The sequence below is a fragment of the Arthrobacter phoenicis genome (assembly GCF_047238215.1).
Classification (GTDB): Bacteria; Actinomycetota; Actinomycetes; order Actinomycetales; family Micrococcaceae; genus Arthrobacter.
Genome location: NZ_JBDFMK010000001.1, coordinates 1,654,814 through 1,674,349, shown reverse-complemented (window position 1 = coordinate 1,674,349; position 19,536 = coordinate 1,654,814). Strand labels below are relative to the sequence as shown.

18 protein-coding genes and 1 tRNA gene are annotated in these 19,536 nt (G+C 69.2%); 9 read left to right on the top strand and 10 right to left on the bottom strand.

The genetic code is table 11. The features are described from left to right. Window positions 1–4 precede the first annotated feature (4 nt). The 6 genes from ABC337_RS07835 to ABC337_RS07810 are packed head-to-tail and all read right to left on the bottom strand — an operon-like array spanning window position 5 to window position 7,694. Window positions 5–1,810: a protein kinase domain-containing protein gene (locus ABC337_RS07835; protein ID WP_412884447.1), complete on the bottom strand. Its 1,806-nt coding sequence runs from the start codon at window positions 1,808–1,810 to the stop codon at window positions 5–7. Beyond that, window positions 1,807–3,264, bottom strand: coding sequence for a peptidoglycan D,D-transpeptidase FtsI family protein (locus ABC337_RS07830; protein ID WP_412884448.1), 1,458 nt, complete (start codon window positions 3,262–3,264; stop codon window positions 1,807–1,809). Before ABC337_RS07830 ends, ABC337_RS07835 begins: the two co-directional genes overlap by 4 nt. After that, complete coding sequence (locus ABC337_RS07825) at window positions 3,261–4,724, bottom strand: FtsW/RodA/SpoVE family cell cycle protein (protein ID WP_412884449.1); 1,464 nt, start codon at window positions 4,722–4,724, stop codon at window positions 3,261–3,263. The genes ABC337_RS07830 and ABC337_RS07825 overlap by 4 nt, the downstream gene beginning before the upstream one ends. Continuing rightward, window positions 4,721–6,472, bottom strand: a complete 1,752-nt coding sequence (locus ABC337_RS07820) for a PP2C family protein-serine/threonine phosphatase (protein WP_412884450.1) — start codon at window positions 6,470–6,472, stop codon at window positions 4,721–4,723. Before ABC337_RS07820 ends, ABC337_RS07825 begins: the two co-directional genes overlap by 4 nt. 2 nt (window positions 6,473–6,474) lie before the next feature. After that, a complete protein-coding gene (locus tag ABC337_RS07815) occupies window positions 6,475–6,957 on the bottom strand; it encodes an FHA domain-containing protein FhaB/FipA (protein ID WP_290257087.1) in 483 nt (160 codons plus the stop codon). After that, a complete protein-coding gene (locus tag ABC337_RS07810; protein WP_412884451.1) occupies window positions 6,954–7,694 on the bottom strand; it encodes an FHA domain-containing protein in 741 nt (246 codons plus the stop codon). The genes ABC337_RS07815 and ABC337_RS07810 overlap by 4 nt, the downstream gene beginning before the upstream one ends. A gap of 420 nt (window positions 7,695–8,114) precedes the next feature. On the opposite strand from ABC337_RS07810, the gene ABC337_RS07805 reads away from it, so the two are divergent. After that, window positions 8,115–8,197: transfer RNA gene (locus ABC337_RS07805), tRNA-Leu, on the top strand. Window positions 8,198–8,370: 173 nt separating this feature from the next. Next, entirely contained in the window at window positions 8,371–9,933 is a 1,563-nt protein-coding gene (locus ABC337_RS07800; protein ID WP_412893220.1) for a CehA/McbA family metallohydrolase, read from the top strand. 113 nt (window positions 9,934–10,046) lie between these two features. On the opposite strand, the gene ABC337_RS07795 is transcribed toward ABC337_RS07800, so the two are convergent. Continuing rightward, window positions 10,047–10,733, bottom strand: a complete 687-nt coding sequence (locus tag ABC337_RS07795) for a TetR/AcrR family transcriptional regulator (protein ID WP_412884453.1) — start codon at window positions 10,731–10,733, stop codon at window positions 10,047–10,049. A gap of 182 nt (window positions 10,734–10,915) precedes the next feature. Here ABC337_RS07795 and ABC337_RS07790 point away from each other — a divergent pair, with 182 nt between their 5' ends. The 4 genes from ABC337_RS07790 to ABC337_RS07775 all read left to right on the top strand — a co-directional run bounded on the left by ABC337_RS07790 (window position 10,916) and on the right by ABC337_RS07775 (window position 15,425). Next, window positions 10,916–12,289 (top strand): flavin monoamine oxidase family protein, encoded by a 1,374-nt coding sequence (locus tag ABC337_RS07790; RefSeq protein ID WP_412884454.1) that lies wholly within the window; start codon window positions 10,916–10,918, stop codon window positions 12,287–12,289. 77 nt (window positions 12,290–12,366) lie between these two features. Continuing rightward, window positions 12,367–13,317, top strand: a complete 951-nt coding sequence (locus ABC337_RS07785) for a universal stress protein (protein ID WP_412884455.1) — start codon at window positions 12,367–12,369, stop codon at window positions 13,315–13,317. Then, window positions 13,314–14,840, top strand: a complete 1,527-nt coding sequence (locus ABC337_RS07780) for an APC family permease (protein ID WP_412884456.1) — start codon at window positions 13,314–13,316, stop codon at window positions 14,838–14,840. Before ABC337_RS07785 ends, ABC337_RS07780 begins: the two co-directional genes overlap by 4 nt. A 102-nt stretch (window positions 14,841–14,942) precedes the next feature. Continuing rightward, window positions 14,943–15,425 (top strand): pyridoxamine 5'-phosphate oxidase family protein, encoded by a 483-nt coding sequence (locus ABC337_RS07775; RefSeq protein WP_412884457.1) that lies wholly within the window; start codon window positions 14,943–14,945, stop codon window positions 15,423–15,425. A gap of 80 nt (window positions 15,426–15,505) precedes the next feature. Here the strand turns inward: ABC337_RS07775 and ABC337_RS07770 are convergent, their stop codons facing one another. Beyond that, window positions 15,506–16,144 (bottom strand): NADPH-dependent F420 reductase, encoded by a 639-nt coding sequence (locus ABC337_RS07770; protein ID WP_412884458.1) that lies wholly within the window; start codon window positions 16,142–16,144, stop codon window positions 15,506–15,508. Beyond that, window positions 16,141–16,770 carry a hypothetical protein gene (locus tag ABC337_RS07765; RefSeq protein ID WP_412884459.1) on the bottom strand — a complete coding sequence of 210 codons (630 nt, stop codon included), beginning with the start codon at window positions 16,768–16,770 and terminating at the stop codon, window positions 16,141–16,143. Before ABC337_RS07765 ends, ABC337_RS07770 begins: the two co-directional genes overlap by 4 nt. Window positions 16,771–16,997: 227 nt before the next feature. On the opposite strand from ABC337_RS07765, the gene ABC337_RS07760 reads away from it, so the two are divergent. Next, entirely contained in the window at window positions 16,998–17,375 is a 378-nt protein-coding gene (locus tag ABC337_RS07760; protein ID WP_412884460.1) for a VOC family protein, read from the top strand. A 46-nt stretch (window positions 17,376–17,421) separates the two neighbouring features. On the opposite strand, the gene ABC337_RS07755 is transcribed toward ABC337_RS07760, so the two are convergent. Then, a complete protein-coding gene (locus ABC337_RS07755; protein WP_412884461.1) occupies window positions 17,422–17,820 on the bottom strand; it encodes a DUF5997 family protein in 399 nt (132 codons plus the stop codon). A 122-nt stretch (window positions 17,821–17,942) separates the two neighbouring features. On the opposite strand from ABC337_RS07755, the gene ABC337_RS07750 reads away from it, so the two are divergent. Together ABC337_RS07750 and ABC337_RS07745 are read left to right on the top strand one after the other, a co-directional pair. Further along, window positions 17,943–18,680 (top strand): LysR family transcriptional regulator substrate-binding protein, encoded by a 738-nt coding sequence (locus tag ABC337_RS07750; RefSeq protein ID WP_412884462.1) that lies wholly within the window; start codon window positions 17,943–17,945, stop codon window positions 18,678–18,680. 93 nt (window positions 18,681–18,773) lie between these two features. After that, the gene (locus ABC337_RS07745; RefSeq protein ID WP_377971338.1) at window positions 18,774–19,532 is read left to right on the top strand and encodes a LamB/YcsF family protein; all 759 of its coding nucleotides are present in this window, start codon (window positions 18,774–18,776) and stop codon (window positions 19,530–19,532) included. Window positions 19,533–19,536 lie beyond the last annotated feature (4 nt).

Sequence of the window (19,536 nt, the reverse complement as noted above, 5' to 3'; positions counted from 1 at the left end):
CGGCCTACTTGGTGAGGGTGGGGCTCGGGGACGGGGTCGGCGCGGCCGGTGCGGCGGCCAGGTGGTAGGTCACGACCGACCCGGCCTGGACCTGGGTTCCGGACGCCGGCTCGGAGCTGACGAAGGTGCCCTCCTGCTGGTTCTTGGTACCCGGCAGCGGGTCCCCCTTCTGCCAGCGCAGACCGGCTGCCTCGATGGCCTGCTGCACCGAGGTTTCACTGGCGCCCTGCTTGAACTGAGGCACCGCAACCATCTGGGGACCGGATGAGTACGTCACCGTGATCACGTCACCGCGCTGCACCGGACCGGAGGGGTTGATGTCAGTGACCGTTCCAGGGGTGGACGGGTCCGCCACCTGGTTGCCCTTGACCTGCAGCCCCATTCCGATCAGCTGGGAACGGACATCGTTGTACTGCCGACCCAAATATGACTCCGGAACCAGGTTGATGGCAGGCGGCGTGGACACCGTCGGCGTCGCCGAGCTGACGGTCGGAGTCGGCGTCGGCGTGGGAGTCGACGACGTCGGGGCCGCCGTCGTGGCCGCCGGCTTCGACGTCGTGGCGGTCGAGGACGGGAACAGGCTGCCGGCCTGCGAGACCACGATGCCGACCAGGGCGAAGAGCACCAGCAGGATCAGGGCGATCAGCGGCCAGGTCCACGGGCTGCGGCCGCGGCGCTTGGGTTCCTCCTCCGGCTCATAGCCGTCGTAGTCCTCCTCGTCCTCCTCCGGCAGCCAGTTGCGTTCGGCGGCCAGGGCGTCTGCCCGGTTCAGGGCATTGCGCGCTCCGTAGCCGCTGGCGGCCGCGGCACCCGCGGCCAGCCCCGCGGCGGCGCCGGCACCGGCGGCCCCGACGACGGGAAGGGCCGAGGTGCGGTTGTCCCCGCCGATCACGCCGGTGGCGGCGGTCTGGACGCTCGTGGCAGCGGTGACGGGACCGTTGGTGTCCTCGAAGAGCAGCATGCCGGGGACCGCTGCATGAGCGGCGGCGATGTCACCGTTTCGGATCGCGTCCGCGGCTTCCGCCAGCTTGATGGCGTCGGCCGGGCGGTTCTTCGGATCCTTGGCGAGCATGGACATCAGCAGCGCCCGGACTGGGCGCGGCAGGGTGTCCGGCAGCGGCGGCGGGGCGTCGTTGACCTGGGCAAGGGCGATGGCGATCTGCGATTCGCCGGAGAACGGCCGGTGGCCGGTCAGGCATTCATAGCCGATGACGCCGAGGGAGTAAATGTCCGAGGCACCGGTGGCGGTCTGCCCGGTGGCCTGCTCCGGGGCGAGGTACTGGGCGGTGCCCATCACCTGGCCCGTCTGGGTCAGGGGAACCTGGTCCGCCAGGCGGGCGATGCCGAAGTCCGTGACCTTGACCCTGCCGTCCGGGGTGATCAGCAGGTTTCCGGGCTTGATGTCGCGGTGCACCAGGCCCTGGGCGTGGGCCACCGACAGGGCCCGGGCGGTCTGCGAAATCATCGACAGCGTCCGCTCCGGGGAGAGCACCTGCTCGTGTTCGATGATGCTGCTCAGCGGCTGGCCCGGCACCAGTTCCATCACCAGGTAGGCCGAGCCCTCCTCCTCGCCGTAGTCGAAGACGTTGGCGATGCCGACGTGGTTGAGCAGGGCGGTGTGCCGTGCCTCGGCGCGGAAGCGCTGCAGGAATCCGGGGTCGCCGGTGTATTCCTCCTTGAGGACCTTGATCGCGACGATCCGGCCCAGGATCAGGTCCTTGGCCTTCCAGACCTCGCCCATACCGCCGATCGCTATCCGGGTGGTCAGCTGGAATCTGCCGCCGAGGGTGATACCCGATGAAGGCCTCACTTGTTCAACACCGCCTCAAAAATCTTCTTCGCATTAGGACTGGTTAGCTGTGCTCCGGTGGTGATGTCCACGCCTTGCATGACGATGGTGACAGCCACTTGCGGGTCATTGGCCGGGGCGAACCCGGTAAACCAAGAGTTGTTCTTGCCGTCGCCGAGTTCCGCGGTGCCGGTCTTGCCGGCCACCTGGACGCCCGGAACGGCCGCGCCCTTGGCGATGCCGTCGCTGACCACGCTGGCCATCCACTCGGTGATCTGCCGGGAGATCTCCGGCGTCGTGGAGGTCCGCAGGGACTCCGGCTTCGGCTCGTTGATGATCCGAAGATCGGGGGCCCGCAGGGTCTTGATCAGGTTTGGTTTCATTTCGACGCCGCCGTTGGCGATCGCCGAGGTCATCAGGTTGATCTGCAGCGGGGTGGCCCGCACGTCGCGCTGGCCGATCGCGGACTGGGCCAGACCGGCGTCGTCCAGCGGTTCGGTCGGGAAGAAGCTCTTGGCCGAGTCCAGCTTCAGCTGGTCGCCGAAGTCCTGGCCGAAGCCGAACTTGGCCGCCTGGTCCGCGATGGCCTTCTGACCCAGGTCCAGTGCGATCTTGGCGAAGGGGGTGTTGCAGGACTGCTGCAGGGCGAACGCGAAGGACGCCGTGTCCCGGGTGTAGCAGTTGCCGCCGGCGTAGTTCGGCAGCTTGTACTGGATGCCGGGGAACGGCAGCTCCGCCGGGTTGGGCAGTTCGCTGTCCTTGTTGTACTTCCCGGAGCCCAGGGCGGCGGCGGTGTCGATGATCTTGAAGACCGAGCCCGGTGCCAGCAGCGCTCCGGTGGGACCGCTGACCGACTGGTTCAGGTTGATGCCCGGGATCTTGTTCAGCGCGGTGATGTTCGCGGCCTCGGCGTCGCTGTCCTGCGTGGCCACGAGGTTCGGGTTGTAGGACGGCTTGGACACCATCGCCAGGATGGCACCGGTCTTCGGGTTGGTCACCACGATCGAGCCGCGCTGGCCGTCCGGAATCAGGTCGTAGGCGAGCTTCTGGATCTTCGGATCCAGGGTCAGCTCCACCGAGGCGCCCTTGGGCTGATTGCCCAGGAAGAGCTGGCCGACGCGGTCCAGGAACAGCTGGTCCGAGCTGCCGGCGAGCTGCTCGTTCATGGCCAGTTCCATGCCGGTCAGGCCATAATTCCGGGAGAAGTAGCCGGTGACGCCGGCGTAAAGCTCAGGCTGCGTATACGTGCGCTGGAACTGGCAGCTTTCACTGCCCGGCACGGACTGGGCGATCGGGGTGCCGCCGACGATGATGGCGCCCCGGTCGTTGCAGTAGTTCTGGATCAGGGTGCGGGTGTTCCAGGCGTTGGCCTTCAGTTCGTCGGCGCCAACCACCTGCACGTAGCTCAGGGCCCCGAAGATCAGCGCGAACATGGCGATCGCGGCGATCCAGGAGTTTCGGATGGCCTGGTTCACAGGGAGGTCACCGCCTCGGTCGGAGCGTCTGGACTGGAAGGTTTGCCGGGCCGGGCCGCGGGGGCGGCCGCGGGCTTCGGCGGAACGGCCGGGGCGTCCGCATGGGTCTCGGGAGCCTGCCCCGCCGGCAGCGGCGTGGTGTCGACCGGCCCGCGGGCGGTGTGCGAGATCATCAGCAGGAGCCCCACGATGATCCAGTTGGCCAGCAGCGAGGAGCCGCCGGCGGCCAGGAACGGTGTGGTGAGGCCCGTGAGCGGGATCAGCCGGGTGACGCCGCCGATGACGACGAAGCACTGGAGCGCGACGGCGAAGGACAGGCCCGTGGCCAGTAGCTTCCCGAATGCGTCCCGGGTGCCCAGGGCGGCGCGGAAGCCGCGGGTGAAGAGCAGCAGGTACATCAGCACGATCGCGAACAGCCCGATCAGGCCCAGTTCCTCACCGAAGGACGCGACAATCATGTCGCTGTTGGCGAAGGGGACCAGGTTGGGCCGGCCCTGGCCCAGTCCGGTGCCGACAAGGCCGCCGTTGGCCATGCCGAAGAGGCCCTCGACGATCTGGCGGCTGCCGCCGAACTCACGGCCGTAGACCTCGTCCGTGAAGGCGTTCCACCAGCCGTCGATCCGGAGCGCCACGTGGGAGAAGACCTTGGCGGCCGCGAATCCGCCGGCCACCATCAGGACAACGCCGATGATGACCCAGCTGATCCGGCTGGTGGCGACGTAGATCATCACCAGGAAAAGTCCGAAGAACAGGATGGAAGTGCCGAGGTCGCGCTGGAAGATCAGTACGCCGATGCTGACCAGCCAGGCCGTGATCATCGGGCCCATGTCCTTGATCCGGGGGAACTGCACGGGGCCGACCTTGCGGCCGGCGAGCAGGATGAGGTCCCGGTTCGAGGAAAGATACCCGGCGAAGAATATGGCGAGGGTGATCTTGGCGACCTCGCCCGGCTGGAAGGTCATCGAGCCCAGCTTGATCCAGACACTGGCGCCGAGCACCTCACCGGCGGAGATGCCGGGGACCAGCGGCAGGACCAGCAGCACCGCACTCGCGGCGAGCGAGATGTAGGTGAACCGGCGCAGCAGGCGGTGGTCCTTGAGGAAGAACACGACGGCGATGGCGACGGCCATGGCCACCAGCGTCCACCGGAGCTGGTTGTTGCCGGTGTCCTCGCCCACGCGGTCGAGCCGGTGGATCATGGCCAGGCCGAGGCCGTTCAGGGCGATGACCAGCGGAAGTATTACCGGATCGGCATACTTGGCGCGGAACCTCAACACCATGTGGAAAGCCAGCGCGGCGGCGGTCAGCAGCCCGGACTGGAACCAGAAGTCGGTGTCGAAGGCCTTCTGCCGGTCCACGCCCACGAGGGCGTTGGCGCCGATGCCGACCAGGAGCGCCAGGATCAGCAGGACCAGTTCGACGTTGCGGCGGGGCCTGGGAGTGGGATCGATGGGGGTCATTTTGATCCCTCGCAGCTCGGTGTGGGAGTGGGCCGGGGGGAGCCGGAGGGCGCCGGGGCGGCCGCGGAGCCGGACGGCGAAGCGGTCGCCTGGCCGCTGGGGCTGGCCGTTCCGGACGGGGTGGCCGTGCCGGAAGGGCTGGGGCCGGGGGAGGGCGTCAGGCACTCATCGGCGGGGGACGTCAGGCCGGTGCGTTCCAGGTTCTTGACGATCCGCTGCGCGTCGTACAGGTCCCGGGCCGGGACGGTCTGGCGGACGCGCTGCTGGGAGAACTCGGGCAGATCGGACATCTTGATATCGGTGACCGTCTCCAGGGTGGACAGCGGGATCGGCCCCAGTTGCTGGGAGACGCCGTTGAAGATCGCCACGTGCTGGTCCTGTTCGCCGATGTAGTACCGGGTCTGGGTCCAGGCGTAGCCCAGCCACAGGCCAAGCCCCAGCACGATGGCGATGGCGGCGGCGATCGAGATGGTCAGCCAGCGGCGGCGCTTGACCGGCGGCTTGATCTCGTCGGCTTCCTCGCGGGCCGGATCGGCCTTGTGGGTGAGGACCGTCGCGGCGCGGCGGGCCACGGTGCGGCCGGCGATCGACGGAATGGATCCGCTCTCGGCGGCGGAAGCGGCGGCGCCGACGAGTTCGTGCGGGCGGCTGGACAGTTCTTCGCGCAGCACCTCGGCGGAGAGATGCTCGCCGAGGTTGGGATCGGTGGCCGGGGACGGCTCGTCCGCGGACTTTCCGGCGTCGCCGTCCTTGGTCCCGTTGCCGGTGGTGTCCTTGGAGCCGGGCATGCTGGCCGCGTAGGTGCTGCCGGCCGCATCGGCTTCCGCGGCGGCGGCCGCACCGGCGGCTGCGCCGGCAGCAGGCTTACCGGAGGGCTTACCGGCGTCGGTCGTCTCGGCGGGGGGCTGCACGGTGGCGGACACGGCGCGCGGCAGCACCACCTCAACGGCGGCGGTGTTGACGTCGTCGCCGGTCTGCTCGGCGATGTCGAGCACCACCACGGTCACGTTGTCCGGGGAACCCGCCTCAAGGGTGAGGTCCACCAGCGTTTCGGCGCATTCGCGCAGGCTCTTCGTCTCGCGGATGGTCCGCTCCACGACGTGGCCGGCCACGTAGTTCAGGCCGTCCGAGCAGAGCAGCCAGCGCTCCCCGGGCTGGACGTCCAGGATGTCCAGGTCGAGTTCGGGGCTGGCGTCCACGTCGCCCAGGACGCGCATCAGGACGTTTTTGTGCGGGTGCGTTTCGGCTTCCTCGGGGCGGAGGCGGCCCTCGTCGATGAGCCGCTGCACGAAGGTGTGGTCCACGCTGACCTGCTCGAAGACCCCGTTCCGCAGCCGGTAGGCGCGGGAGTCGCCGATGTGGGCGAAGTGCAGCTTGCCACCGGCCAGCAGGAGGGCGGTCACGGTGGTGCCCATGCCTGCAAGCTTCGGGTTCATGTGGACCAGCTCGGAGAGCAGGGAGTTCGCCGTCTGGATCTCGTCGGCCAAGACGGTGTCCGCCTCGCCGGCCGCGGTATCGTAGTCGTCGCGGTCCAGATGGATCATGTCCAGCACGGTCGCCGCGGAGGCAACGTCGCCGCCGGCGTGGCCGCCCATGCCGTCCGCGACGACGGCGAGGTGCCGGCCGACGTAGGCGGAGTCGTCGTTCTTCGAGCGGACGCGGCCGACGTCGGAGCGCGCGGCATAGCGCATGATGAGCGGCCGCTCCTGGGCAGATGCCTGGTTCGCGGGGGTTTGGGTAGCAGCCACGGCTACGGCCTCAATTCAATGACCGTCTTGCCGATTCGCACGGGGACACCCAGCTCCACCGGGAGGGCCCGGGTCAGCTGCTGCTCTGCGAGATAAGTGCCGTTGGTGGAACCGAGGTCCTCGATGAACCAGCGGCTGCCCTGCGGGAACAGGCGGGCGTGCCGGCCGGAGGCATAGTCGTCCTCGAGGACCAGGGTGGCTTCCTGTGCGCGGCCCAGCAGGATGGGGCTCGCCGCCAGCGGCAGGGTGGTGCCCTTGAGGGGACCTTCCGTCACCACGAGCTGACGGGCCTGCTGCTTCACGGGCGCCGGTGCGGGTTCGGCCAGGGACGGGTTGCGGCGTACCTGCCGGGCCGTGGGGGCACCGGCGGCGGCCTTCCGGCCGATCATCAGGTCGCGCCGCATGGCCGAGACAATGCTGAAGATGAGGACCCAGAGCAGGATGAGGAAGCCAAACCGCAGGGCCGTGATGGTCAGTTCGCTCACGGGCGGCCGCCCTGGCTGGGGGGCAGAAGGCGGAAGATGATCTTGGTCCGTCCCATGGTGATGGTGGCGCCGTCGGAGAGTTCCGCGGAGCCGACTACTTTGTGTCCGTCGACGTAGCTGCCGTTGGTGGAACCCAGGTCGATGGCCTGGGCCGTACCGTGGCCGGACCGGATTTCCAGGTGCCGGCGCGAGACGCCCGTGTCATCGATCAGGATGTCCGCCTCGGAGGAGCGGCCCAGGACGACCGAGGGTGCATTCAGCGAGTACCGCTGGCCGTTGATGTCGAGCACCGGCTGAAGGTTGGCCGCGGGCTGCCGTGGCGGCGTGACCGGCATCGGTGCGGGCGCGGCGGCCGGGGACCCACCGGACTTCTCGGTCCGGGAGGTGATGTCGAAGTCGCCGGCCTTGCGGTCGCCGTCGTGGCGGAAGCTGATCCGCACGGGACCCTGCAGGGTGTAGCCCTGGCTGCGGACGTGGTTGATGACGACGTCGCATAGCTCTTCGGCCAGCGGGGTTCCCCATTCCTGGGCCCGTTCAAAATCGTCGCCGCTGAGCAGCACATCGAAGACGTTGGGGGCCAGGGTGCGGCCGGCGGCGATGGTGATGGCCTTATCGTCCACCTCGCGGCGGAGGTGGCTGGCGATCTCGACCGGCTCTACCCGCGCCCGGGAACCGGTGGAGAAGACGCCGCGGACGGCCTTTTCAATGCCGCGCTCGACCTTGTCCAGCAAGCCCATGGTCCTTCTCCTTTCCTGACAGCTGCGGGGCAGCGTTTTGTTCCGGAACTCGGTTTCCAACTAACGCGGGAGTCCACCGGGATCGGGCACTCCTACACCAGATACTACTGTCCATGGCTGGGAATGGCCTTAACGCGGCCCGTCGTCGGGGCTGTTAGTGCTTGGGTCCCCACCGGCGCTGACGTGGGCGGATGCCCGGGAGGCTGGCGGCGTGGCGGCGTGCGGATGGGGTAGAGAACCACCGGGCTGTGGGCCCGAAAAGCGGGAGTTTGGCGGCTGGAAAAGGCCCCTGTGGACGCCTTCGGGAGGTGCCAAAACGGCCGATTAGTGTTTTGCCGCAGGTGTCCGTTATGCTTGATCTCGCTGCTTTCACGAGGCGGAGGTTCCGGAAACGGACTACTGCCGAGCGGAAGAAGTTGCGCGCGAGTGGCGGAACGGCAGACGCGCTGGCTTCAGGTGCCAGTGTCCGAAAGGGCGTGGGGGTTCAAATCCCCCCTCGCGCACGCATTCTAAAGAACCCTGGTCTTCGGACCGGGGTTCTTTTGTTTCCCGGCACCGTCCTCTCACGCGGCCCATTCTCCCCAGAGACGCATGACGACGGTATTCCCAGCGGACGTTCACACTCCGGCCAACCCGTGCCCCCGGGAGTTCAGCTGCCGCCGTGAGCATGGTCCGCGTGACTTCACCATGTAAGGCCCACGAGGCCATCACCCCCGCTCTTTCTCCCAGCCGCCGAGGATTCCTCGCCGCCGCCATGACCGGTGCGGCCCTGACTCTGGCACCCATGAACTTCGCGGCCGCCGCCGACGGCAGCGCCACCACCAAGACCCTCACCGGCCACCTCGATCCCGGTGCCGCCGACTTCGTCTACCTGCCGGTCGAGGTCCCCGCCGGCGTCAACAAGATCAGCGTCAGCTACAGCTACAGCAAGCCCTCCGTCGCCGCCGGCCTGCTGAACAACGCCTGCGACATCGGCGTCTTCGACGAGAAGGGCACTGCGCTGTCCGGCAAGGGATTCCGTGGCTGGTCCGGCGGATTCCGGACCGAATTCTTCATCAGCGCCGCCGAGGCCACCCCCGGCTACCTCCCCGGCCCCGTGGGCAAGGGCACCTGGAACATCGCCCTCGGCCCCTACCAGGTGGCGGAACAGGGCATGGACTACACCGTTACCGTCACCCTGGACTTCGGCCCGGACGCCGCACCCTACCGCCCGCAGTATCCGCCGCAGCAGGTGGCCGGCAAGGGCCCGGGCTGGTACCGCGGCGACGCGCACCTCCACACCGTCTACTCCGACGGCAAGCGCACCCCCGAGGAAGTGGCCGCGGGTGCCCGTGCCGGCCGGCTGGACTTCATGATCAGCACCGACCACAACACCCCGGCCTCGCACGGCGTCTGGGGCCCGCTGGCCGGAAACGACCTGCTCATCCTCACCGGTGAGGAGGTCACCACCCGCAACGGCCACTACCTGGCGCTGGGGCTGGAACCGGGCGAATGGATCGACTGGCGCTACCGCGCCCGGGACAAGGGCTTCGAGCAGGAGGCGCAGCACATCCACGCCTCCGGCGGCCTGGTGGTCCCGGCCCACCCCTACTGCCCCTACGTGGCCTGCCGCTGGAAGTTCGGCTACGACGACGCCGACGCCGTCGAAGTATGGACCGGTCCGTGGACAGCCGATGACGAGTACGCCATCAACACCTGGGACTCGATGCTGGCCCAGTCGGCCCGGACCGGCGGCCGCTGGCTTCCCGCCATGGGCAACAGTGACGCCCACAGCGCACCGCAGGTCATCGGCTTCCCGCACAATGTGGTCTACGCGAAGGCGCTGTCCCGGGACGGCGTGCTGGAAGGCATCCGCAATGGTCGCAGCTGGATCGCCGAGTCCGCGGACATCACCGTCGACTTCAGCGTCGCCGTCGGTGGCCGCACCGCCGGCGTGGGCGAGCGGCTGACGGCGGCCCCGGACGCGCGGGTCACCGTCACGGCCAAGGTCTCCGGCGTCGCCAACGGCGTGGTCCGGTTCATCACCGACGAGGGCCAGACCCAGCAGTTCACCCTGCCAGCCTCCGGGACGGGCACCTGCACCTGGCTGACGACGCCGCAGCTCGCGGCCTACATCCGGGTGGAGGTCCGGCACCCGCTGCCCGACGGCACGGCCAGCAACGGGACGGCCATGGGGACCACGCTCCAGCTCGGCCCCATGGCGGCGCTGACCAACCCGGTGTTCCTCGACGCCAAGTAGCCCGCCCGGCAGGCGTCATCCCCAACGACGCCGCCCACCGGCCGCGGACCCGCCCAGCAGGCGGGGCCGCGGCCGGTTTCCCATTAAGGCAGGCAATCGCCGGACGGAACCGCCTAGGACCTCAGGGCGCCAAAGCCCGCGATCAGGGCCTCCATGCCCAGGCTGAAGGCGGTGTCCGCCTGGTTGGCGTAGCCTTCCGTGCCCAGGCTGGCGACGGCGGCGGTGAAGTTCGGCGTCGACGCGGCCAGACTGCCGGCGTCGAAAATATCCGCCGGCGCCGTGACGTCGTAGGCCGAGCCGAAGATAAAGGACTCCAGCGCCACGATGGCCGCGACGATCCGGTCCTGCGGGAAGCCCGCGCGGCGGAAACCGGCGCTGACCGCCTCGTACATGGCCAGGGTCTTCGGCGCGTCCGCCACCGGCAGGACGGCAATAACTGGAATCAGCGGGGTGTGGCGGGAGAACACGTCCCGGTAGCTCCAGGCCCACTCCCGCACTGCCTGCTCCCACGGCAGGGTCTCGAACGCCGAGACGTCCACGAACGAGGTCAGGTGGTCCTGCACCAACACCAGAACCTCGCGCTTGGAAGCGACGTGGTTATACAGGGCCGACGGCGCCACGTTCAGCGTCTTCGCGAGGGCGGCCATGGTGAACGCGTCGTAGCCGCTCTTGCGCACCAGTTGCAGGGCCGCGGCGGTGATGCCGTCCTGGTCCAGGACCGCGGCGGCGGGGCGGCCGACGCGGCGGCGCGAGACCGCCGGGCGGTGCGGTTCCGTGGTGGCGTTGCTGGCTGCCGGCATGCCCTGCCCCTCTCTTCCTGCGGATCCGGGAGGCTCCCGGCGGGTGTCCTCTGGATTATTCCACCGACGGCAACCTTGCGCCGGGGTCTTCCCTCCGCGCCCCTCCGGCGTTATAGTCGTCACTAAATGAATGACATTCATTTAGTGGTCCGCATCACTGAGCGGACCCCGGAGAGGACATCATGCTGGAATTTGACCGCGACGTCGCCATCGTCGGAGCCGGCCCCGCGGGCCTGACCGCGGCCCGTGAACTGCGGAAGGCCGGGCTGAGCGTGGCCGTGCTGGAGGCCCGCGACCGCGTGGGCGGCCGGACCTGGACCAACACCATCGACGGCGCCATGCTGGAAATCGGCGGCCAGTGGGTCTCCCCGGACCAGACCGCCCTCCTGGAACTGCTGGACGAACTCGGACTCGAAACCTACGACCGCTACCGCGACGGCCAGGCCGTCTACCTCGGCGCGGACGGCAAGCGCACCCTCTACACCGGGGACACCTTCCCGGTCAGCGAGACGACGGCGGCCGAGATGGCCAAGCTGACCGATCTGCTGGACTCCCTCGCCGCCGAGATCGGCCCCGCCGAGCCGTGGGCCCACCCCAAGGCCCGTGAGCTGGACACCATCTCTTTCCACCACTGGCTTCGCCAGAACTCCACCGACGAGGAAGCCTGCAACAACATTGGCCTCTTCATCGCCGGCGGCATGCTCACCAAGCCGGCGCACGCCTTCTCCGCGCTGCAGGCCGTGCTGATGGCGGCGTCGGCCGGTTCCTTCACCCACCTCACCGACGAGGACTTCATCCTGGACAAGCGCGTGGTGGGCGGCATGCAGCAGGTCTCCGTGCTCCAGGCCGCGGAACTCGGCGACGACGTCGTCCTCTCCAGCCCGGTGCGCAGCATCACCTGGGCGGAGGACACCGCCACCGTGGTCTCCGACCGTGCCACCGTCACTGCGCGCCACGTCATCATGGCCGTCCCGCCGAACCTGTACTCCCGCGTCTCCTACAACCCCCCGCTGCCGCGCCGCCAGCACCAGATGCACCAGCACCAGTCCCTGGGCCTGGTCATCAAGGTCCACGCCGTCTACAGCTCGCCGTTCTGGCGCGAGGAGGGCCTCTCCGGCACCTGCTTCGGCGCCGACGCCCTGGTCCAGGAGGTTTACGACAACACCAACCACGAGGACCCGCGCGGGACACTGGTGGGCTTCGTTTCGGACGAGAAGGCGGACGCCATGTTCGAACTGAGCGCCGAGGGCCGCCGCCGCGCCATCCTCGAATCGATCGCCGCATTCCTGGGCCCGAAGGCGCTGGAACCGGAGGTCTACTACGAATCCGACTGGGGCTCGGAGGAGTGGACCCGCGGAGCCTACGCCGCCAGCTACGACCTTGGCGGCCTGCACCGCTACGGCAAGGACCAGCACGCCCCCGTCGGCCCCATCTACTGGGCCTCCTCCGACCTCGCGGCCGAGGGATACCAGCACGTCGACGGCGCCATCCGGATGGGCCGCCAGGTGGCCGCCCGCATCGTCGCCGCCGCCGACCGGCTCCCGGCCGGCCGCTGACCCGGCCCACCGCAGGTGAATCAGCCCGTGACCAGCCCGTGACCCAGTCCAGCACCCAATCAGAGAGGTCGGTCAGTATGCGATATGTAGTGGGATATTCCGCGAACGCCAGAGGCCGCGACGCCGTCAACCTGGCCGTCTCCCTGGCCCGCGGCCGCGGGGCCGCCCTGGACCTTGTCGTCGCCATCCCGGAGGCCGCGCCATTCAACGCCGCGCACGCCCCCGCCGCCGGCTACGACAACTACCTGCACCAGCAGGCGCAGGAATGGCTCGACGAGGGGCTGCGCCTGATCCCCGCGGACGTGCCCGCCTCGGCGCACATCCGCAGCGGAGAATCCGACGCCCAGACCCTGATCGATGCCTGCGACGAGTTCGGCGCCGACATGCTGGTCATCGGCGCCACCAGCAACGGTCTGTTCAAGCGGTTCACCGTGGGTTCCGTGGCCGGTGCCCTGCTGCACGCCGCCACCGTGCCGGTGGCCCTCGCGCCGCACGGCTACCACCGGCGCGAGGCGCTGACCCGGGTCAGCTGCGGGCTGGGCGACCGGCCCGGCGCCGAGGAACTGCTGGATTACGCGGTGTCGATGGCCACCAACCGGCACGTCCCGCTGCGCGTCGTCTCGCTGCTCACCCTCGACGAGGGCGACTCGGCCGAGGCCGCGGAAACCGCCCGCGCCTACGCCGCCGGCCACCTCGCCGCCGCCCTCCCGGCCATCGGCACTGCGGGGGAGACCGGCAGCGCCGGCGCCGACGGCGGGCCCGCGGCGGCCGCCCACCCCTCCGACGTCGTCGTGGCCCAGGGCCGCAGCGTCGAGGAGGCCGTGGACCGGCTCGACTGGGAGGACGGCGAAATCCTGCTGATCGGCTCCAGCCGGCTGGCCCGCCACCGCTCCATCTTCCTGGGCAGCACCGCCAACCGGATCCTACGGGCCCTGCCGGTTCCCATGATCGTGGTCCCCAGCGACTACGAGCTCAAGAGCCCGTCCCATTCAACGTCGAATGACCCATCCCGAGAGGCACAAGCATGAGCATCAAACACGCGACGTCCGGCGCCGCCGGCACCGTGCAGCAGCACGGTCTGAGCGAGAAGGGATTGAAGGCCGGCTCGGTGGGCCTGATCGGGGCCGTGGTCATCGGCGTTTCCTGCATCGCCCCGGCGTACACCCTCACCGCCGCGCTCGGCCCCACCGTCTCCGAGGTGGGCGTCCACCTGCCGGCGATCTTCCTGGTCGGCTTCATCCCCATGCTGCTGGTCGCCCTGGGCTACCGCGAGCTGAACAACGCCATGCCCGACGCCGGCACCTCCTTCACCTGGGCCTCCCGGGCATTCGGACCGTGGATCGGCTGGATGGGCGGCTGGGGCCTGATCGCGGCCACCATCATCGTGCTCTCCAACCTGGCCGCCGTCGCCGTCGACTTCTTCTATCTGATGCTCGCCCAGATCTTCAACAACCCCGAGCTGGGCGACCTGACCAAGGTGCTGCCGCTGAACATCGCCACCACCCTGGTCTTCATCGCCCTGGCCTGCTGGATCTCTTACCGCGGCATGGAAACCACCAAGACCGTGCAGTACGTCCTGGTCGGCTTCCAGCTGCTGGTCCTGGGCTGGTTCTCCATCGCGGCGTTTAGCCACGTGGCCAACGGCACCGCCTTCGACGCCACCGCGATCGCCCCGGACTGGTTCAACCCGTTCGCCGTCGAATCCTTCTCCGCCTTCGCTGCCGGCGTCTCGCTCTCGATCTTCATCTACTGGGGCTGGGACGTCACCTTGACCATGAACGAGGAGACCCGCAACCCGGAGAAGACCCCGGGCCGCGCCGCCACCGTCACCGTCCTGGTGATCGTGATCATCTACATGACGGTCGCGCTGGCCACCCTGGCGTTCGCCGGCGTCGGAGAGGAAGGCCTGGGCGCCGGCAACCCGGAGAATCAGGGCAGCATCTTCGCGGTCCTCGCCGGACCGGTCATGGGACCGTTCGCGATCCTGATGTCGCTGGCCATCCTCAGCAGCTCCGCGGCCTCCCTCCAGTCCACCTTCGTCTCGCCGGCGCGCACGCTGCTCTCGATGGGCCACTACCGGGCGCTCCCGGCCAAGTTCGGCACCATCAGCCCCAGCTACAAGTCCCCGAGCTTCGCCACGATCGCCTCCGCCGCCGCGGCCGCCGGGTTCTACGTCATCACCCGCACCCTGTCCGAGAACGCCCTCTGGGACACCATCACCGCGCTGGGCATGATGATCTGCTTCTACTACGGCATCACCGCCCTGGCCTGCGTCTGGTTCTTCCGCGCCCAGGCGTTCCGCGGCGCGCACTCGTTCTTCTTCAAGTTCCTGGCACCCCTGCTGGGCGGCGTGATCCTGCTGGTCATGTTCGTCAAGACCGCCTACGACTCGATGGACCCCGAGTACGGCTCCGGCTCCTCCATCGGCGGCCTGGGGCTGGTGTTCATCCTCGGAATGGGTGTGATCCTGCTGGGCGTGGTCCTGATGCTGGTGATGGCCAGGCTGCGGCCGGAGTTCTTCCGCGGCCAGGTGCTGACCCGCGGCCGGTAGCTTCCCGCCGCGGACACGGGCGTGCTTGAAAAGTAAGCACCCTTATCAATAGGCTGGCGGCAGGAGGACATCCCTCCGGAGTACTCAAGACGAGGTGAGCGCATGTCGGACGCACAGGACATCAGCAAGGTGACAGGCATTATCAACGATTCCCGGATCGGGATGTTCACCACCATCAATGACAAGGGCGCCCTGGTCAGCCGGCCGCTGGCGGTCCAGGATGTCGAGAACGACGGCGACATGTGGTTCTTTACGTCGCAGGACACCTCCCAGGTGGCCCACGTGAAGGCCAACCCGGCCGTCAACGTCTCCTTCGGCAAGGGCACCGAATGGGTTTCCGTGGCGGGAACCACCGAGGTCGTCACTGACCGGCAGGAAATCCGCGACCGGTGGAACCAGGCCGTCGAGGCATGGTTCCCGGACGGTCCGGAGACCCCCGGCGTGGTCCTTCTCCGGGTCGACTCGGACTCCGCCGAGTACTGGACCAGCCCGGGCGGCACCGCGGCCACCGTGCTGCAGTGGGTCAAGTCCAAGGTCACCAACAGCCGGATGAGCGTGGGCGAGAGCGGCACCGTCGAGCTGTAGCCCTTACGGCCCCGAACCACGACGGCGGGCGGTCCGGTCTGATGACCGGGCCGCCCGCCGTCGTTCGTGTCTTTTGCCTCTTAGTCGATGACGTTCAGCGCGGTCTGCCAGTTGAACGATTCGTAGGCCGGATTCATCTGGAGCCCGATCATCAGCAGCTGGATCCCCTCCAGCTCGCGGGCGTGCCGAAGCGCACCGACCTGCAGCGGCCGGAGGCCTGCCTTGGCGGCAAAGGACGCCACCTCGTTGCGGGCCTGCTCGGAGTCGGAGGCGATGAACACGTCCAGCTGCCGGCCGCCCACTGACCCCTCCGCCAGCGGCCCGGCGAAGGTTGTGTTGAAGGCCTTCACCACCCGGGCGCCGGGCAGCAACCGGGACACCTCCTCCGCGGCCGAGGTGCCGGGCTCCACCAGCAGCGAGTCCCCGGTCTCCATATTCACCGGATTGCTGATCTCCACCACGGTCTTGCCGCTGAGGGTGTCCCCGTAGTGCGCCGCCACCTCCTTGGCCGGCTCAAAGTACAGCGCTAGGACCACGATGTCGCCCTCCGGGACGTCGCCCAGGCTGCCGGACGTGGTGCCCCCGCCGAGTTCCGCCGCCAGCCGGGCCGCGTTGTCCGGGCTGCGGTCCAGGATCTGGATGGATTCCCCGGCCGCGGCCGCCCTCAGCCCGATGGCCCGGGCCATATTGCCGCTGCCGATGATCGTGATGTCTGTCATTGCGCACTCCCTGGTGAAAGCAGTGGCTGGCCGAGAGCACCGGCAGAACGCTCGGCCTCGGCCAAGGCGGTTTCCAGCCGCGCCACGGCGTCGCTGTAACTGGGTCCGTCCGCCCGGCCAGGCCCGCCGAGACCTGCGCTCCCGCCGAGACCTGGAACGGGCCGCAGCAGTTCCGCCCGCCGCATGGCCTTGAGCAGGGCCGAGGTCTCGGGGTGCCGGGCGTCGCTGAGCTGCGGGTAGTCGATGCAAAGGGCCGGATCCAGCTCGTAGCGCTGCCAGCGGGCCAGCACCTCTCCGTGCCGGGCCGCGGCCGCCGCGTCGTCCGCCGTCGCACGCCTGCCGTCCCGCCTCGTCCGCTGCCGGCGCAGGAGCGCCGGGGTCCAGCGGAAGCTGGCCGCCGCCGAGGCCACGGCGACGGCGGAGAGCATCAGCCCGGCTGCGGGGGAGGCGAGGGCGCCCAGCAGGACCGCCGGTGCCACCACGGCCACACCGGCGAAGACGTCCCAGAAGACGGCGTCGGGGAGGGTCGCGGGGTCGGCATGGTGCTTGCGGGCCAGATGGGCGGACCCGGCGGCGCCCACGGCGGCCACCAGTGTCAGGGCCAGCAACTGCCACAGCCCCGTCACGGCGAATATTGCAGGAAACGGCATCGTGCACCTCCCGCGGAACCCCCGGGCGGGTGCGTTCCGCTCCTTCCATTGCAGGTCATCCGGGCCGGGCCGTCAATGGCGCAAAGTCCCGCTGGGGATTGGGGGCCACGTTTCGAGATCTGTTGGGCGGGCAGGGCCGCCGGGCTGTTGCCGGCTGCCCGGGCCCGTTCCCTGGGCGGCGGCCGCCGCGTAGCCTAGGGCCCATGCGACTGAAAATGTGCAGTATCCATGTCAAGGACCCGGCCGCGGCCCATGAGTTCTATACCGGCATCCTCGGCTTCGAAACCCTGATGGCCATGCCGGAGCACAACCTCTACATCATCAAGGACCCGGAGGGTGCGGCCACGGTGGGGCTGCTGCTGGAACCCAGCGACAACCCGATCGGTGCGTCCTATATGAATGCCGTGCACGACGCCGGGTTGCCCGCGATCGTGTTCGGGGTGCCAGACGTGCGGGCCGAGTACGAGCGGCTCACGGCCAAGGGCGTCATGTTCCTGACCGAGCCCTCCGACGGTCCCGGCGGCACCACAGCCATCCTCGACGACGGCTGCGGCAACTACATCCAGCTGCACCAGGACTAGGTCCGACGGTTGCCGGGCGCGGCCAGCTCATGGCCACGCGCGGGTCCTACTCGGTGTGGGCCTTCTTGGCGGCCTTCTTCGCCGCTTCGTCCTTGACCCGCTGCGCCTCGGCGCGGACCGCGGCGTGGGTGGCGCGTTCGGCCACCAGCCAGGCCGGGGGAGCCTGCAGCAGCGCGGTGATCTCCGCCGTCGTCAGCGCCTCCTCGACGCCGCCGCGGGCCAGGCCGCTGATCGAGACGTTGAGCTTCTGCGCGACCACGGGGCGCGGGTGCGGGCCGTTGCGGCGCAGTTCGGCCAGCCACTCCGGCGGGTTGGCCTGGAGCTCGGCGAATTCCTCGCGGGTAACGACCGAATCCTGGAACTCCTGGGGCGTGGCGGGCAGGTAGAGGCCAAGTTTCTTGGCAACGGTGGCCGGCTTCATGGACTGGGAGTTTGCAGAGGTCATGGTTAAAGGGTATCGGTCGGCGCGCCCGCGGGGCACCACTGCACTCCACTCCCGGGAGCGGCCCCGGGACCGTCCCCGCTGCCGCCCCCGCGCGCCGGAGGCCCGGGCGGTACTGTGAAGCTGTGCCCGCAGCAGAAGAAACCCCCCAGCCCCACGACGAGTCCGCGCCCCAGCCCCGCGAGCTGCGCTTCGCCTACGTGGCCGGGGTGACCCCCGGCAAATGGAGCCGCCGCTGGGAGGAACGCATGCCGGAGGTGCCGCTGGACTCCTTCATGACCGACGACGCCGGCCAGCTCGCCGTCCTGCGCGACGGATCCGCGGACCTGAGCTTCGTGCGCCTGCCGGTGGACCGCGAGGGCCTCAGTGTCATCCCGCTCTACGAGGAACAGCCGGTGGTGGTGGCGCCCAAGGGCCACGAAATCTCCCTCTTCGAGGAGGTGGCACTGGAGGACCTGTCCGCCGAGACGTTCCTGGATGTGGCTGAGCTCGGCGGCGCCGAAGCCGCCCTGCAGGTGGTGGCCTCCGGCGCCGGACTGGTGGTCCTGCCGATGTCCGTTGCGCGACACTTCAACGTCAAGGACACCGTCGCCCGCCGGCTCACCGGAGCCCCCGTTACGCAGATCGCCCTGGCGTGGCCCAGCGAGTCCACGGACGAGGTGATCGAGGAGTTCATCGGGATTGTCCGCGGACGCACGGCCGCCAGCTCCCGCCAGCCCTCCGCCCAGCAGGAGAAGCCCAAACGGGCGCCCAAGCCGGACCGCCGCGGACCGGCCGTCAAGCAGCCCAAGGTCGCCCAGCGCTACGCCCCGAACCCGGACAAGGGCCGCGGCAAGGGCTCCCGCAAAAAGGGAAAGCGCTAACCCCCACAGAAAATTGTTGAACAATCCTCGTTCATGGTGCATCCTAGGTAGGAAGCAACCTTGAGACGAGGATCACACATGGCCACCACCGGGCTGAACACCATTGACCTGAACAGCGACGTCGGCGAATCCTACGGGCGCTGGAGCCTCGGCGACGACGCCGCCATGTTCCGCTCCGTGTCCAGCGCCAACGTCGCCTGCGGCTTCCACGCCGGCGACCCCAGCGTCATCCGCCAGACCTGCCGGGACGCCGTCGCCGCCGGGGTCACCATCGGTGCGCACGTCGGCTACCGCGACCTGGCCGGCTTCGGCCGCCGCTTCGTGGACATCGACCCGGGCGAACTCGCGGACGACGTCGTCTACCAGATCGGCGCGCTGCAGGCCCTCGCCGCCGCGGAAGGCGGCAAGGTCACCTACGTCAAGCCCCACGGCGGCCTCTACAACGCGATCGTCTCGCACACCGCCCAGGCTAAGGCCGTCGTCGACGCCGTGAAGTCGGTGGACCCGGGCCTGCCCATCCTGGGGCTGCCCGGCTCCGAGGTCCTGCGCCTGGCCGAGGCCGCCGGTCTCCGGGCCGTCACCGAGGCCTTCGCCGACCGCGCCTACAACCCCGACGGAACCCTGGTCTCCCGCACCCGCCGGGACGCCGTCCTGCACGACCCCGCCGAGGTCACCGAACACGTCCTCCGGATGGCCACGGACTCCGCCGTCCGCGCGATCGACGGCTCCATCCTGAAGATCCGCGCCGAAAGCATCTGCGTCCACGGCGATTCACCCGGCGCCGTGGCTATGTCGGCTGCGGTCCGCGCCGCCCTCAACGACGCCGGCATCGGCACCGCCCCGTTTGTCTAGGCCC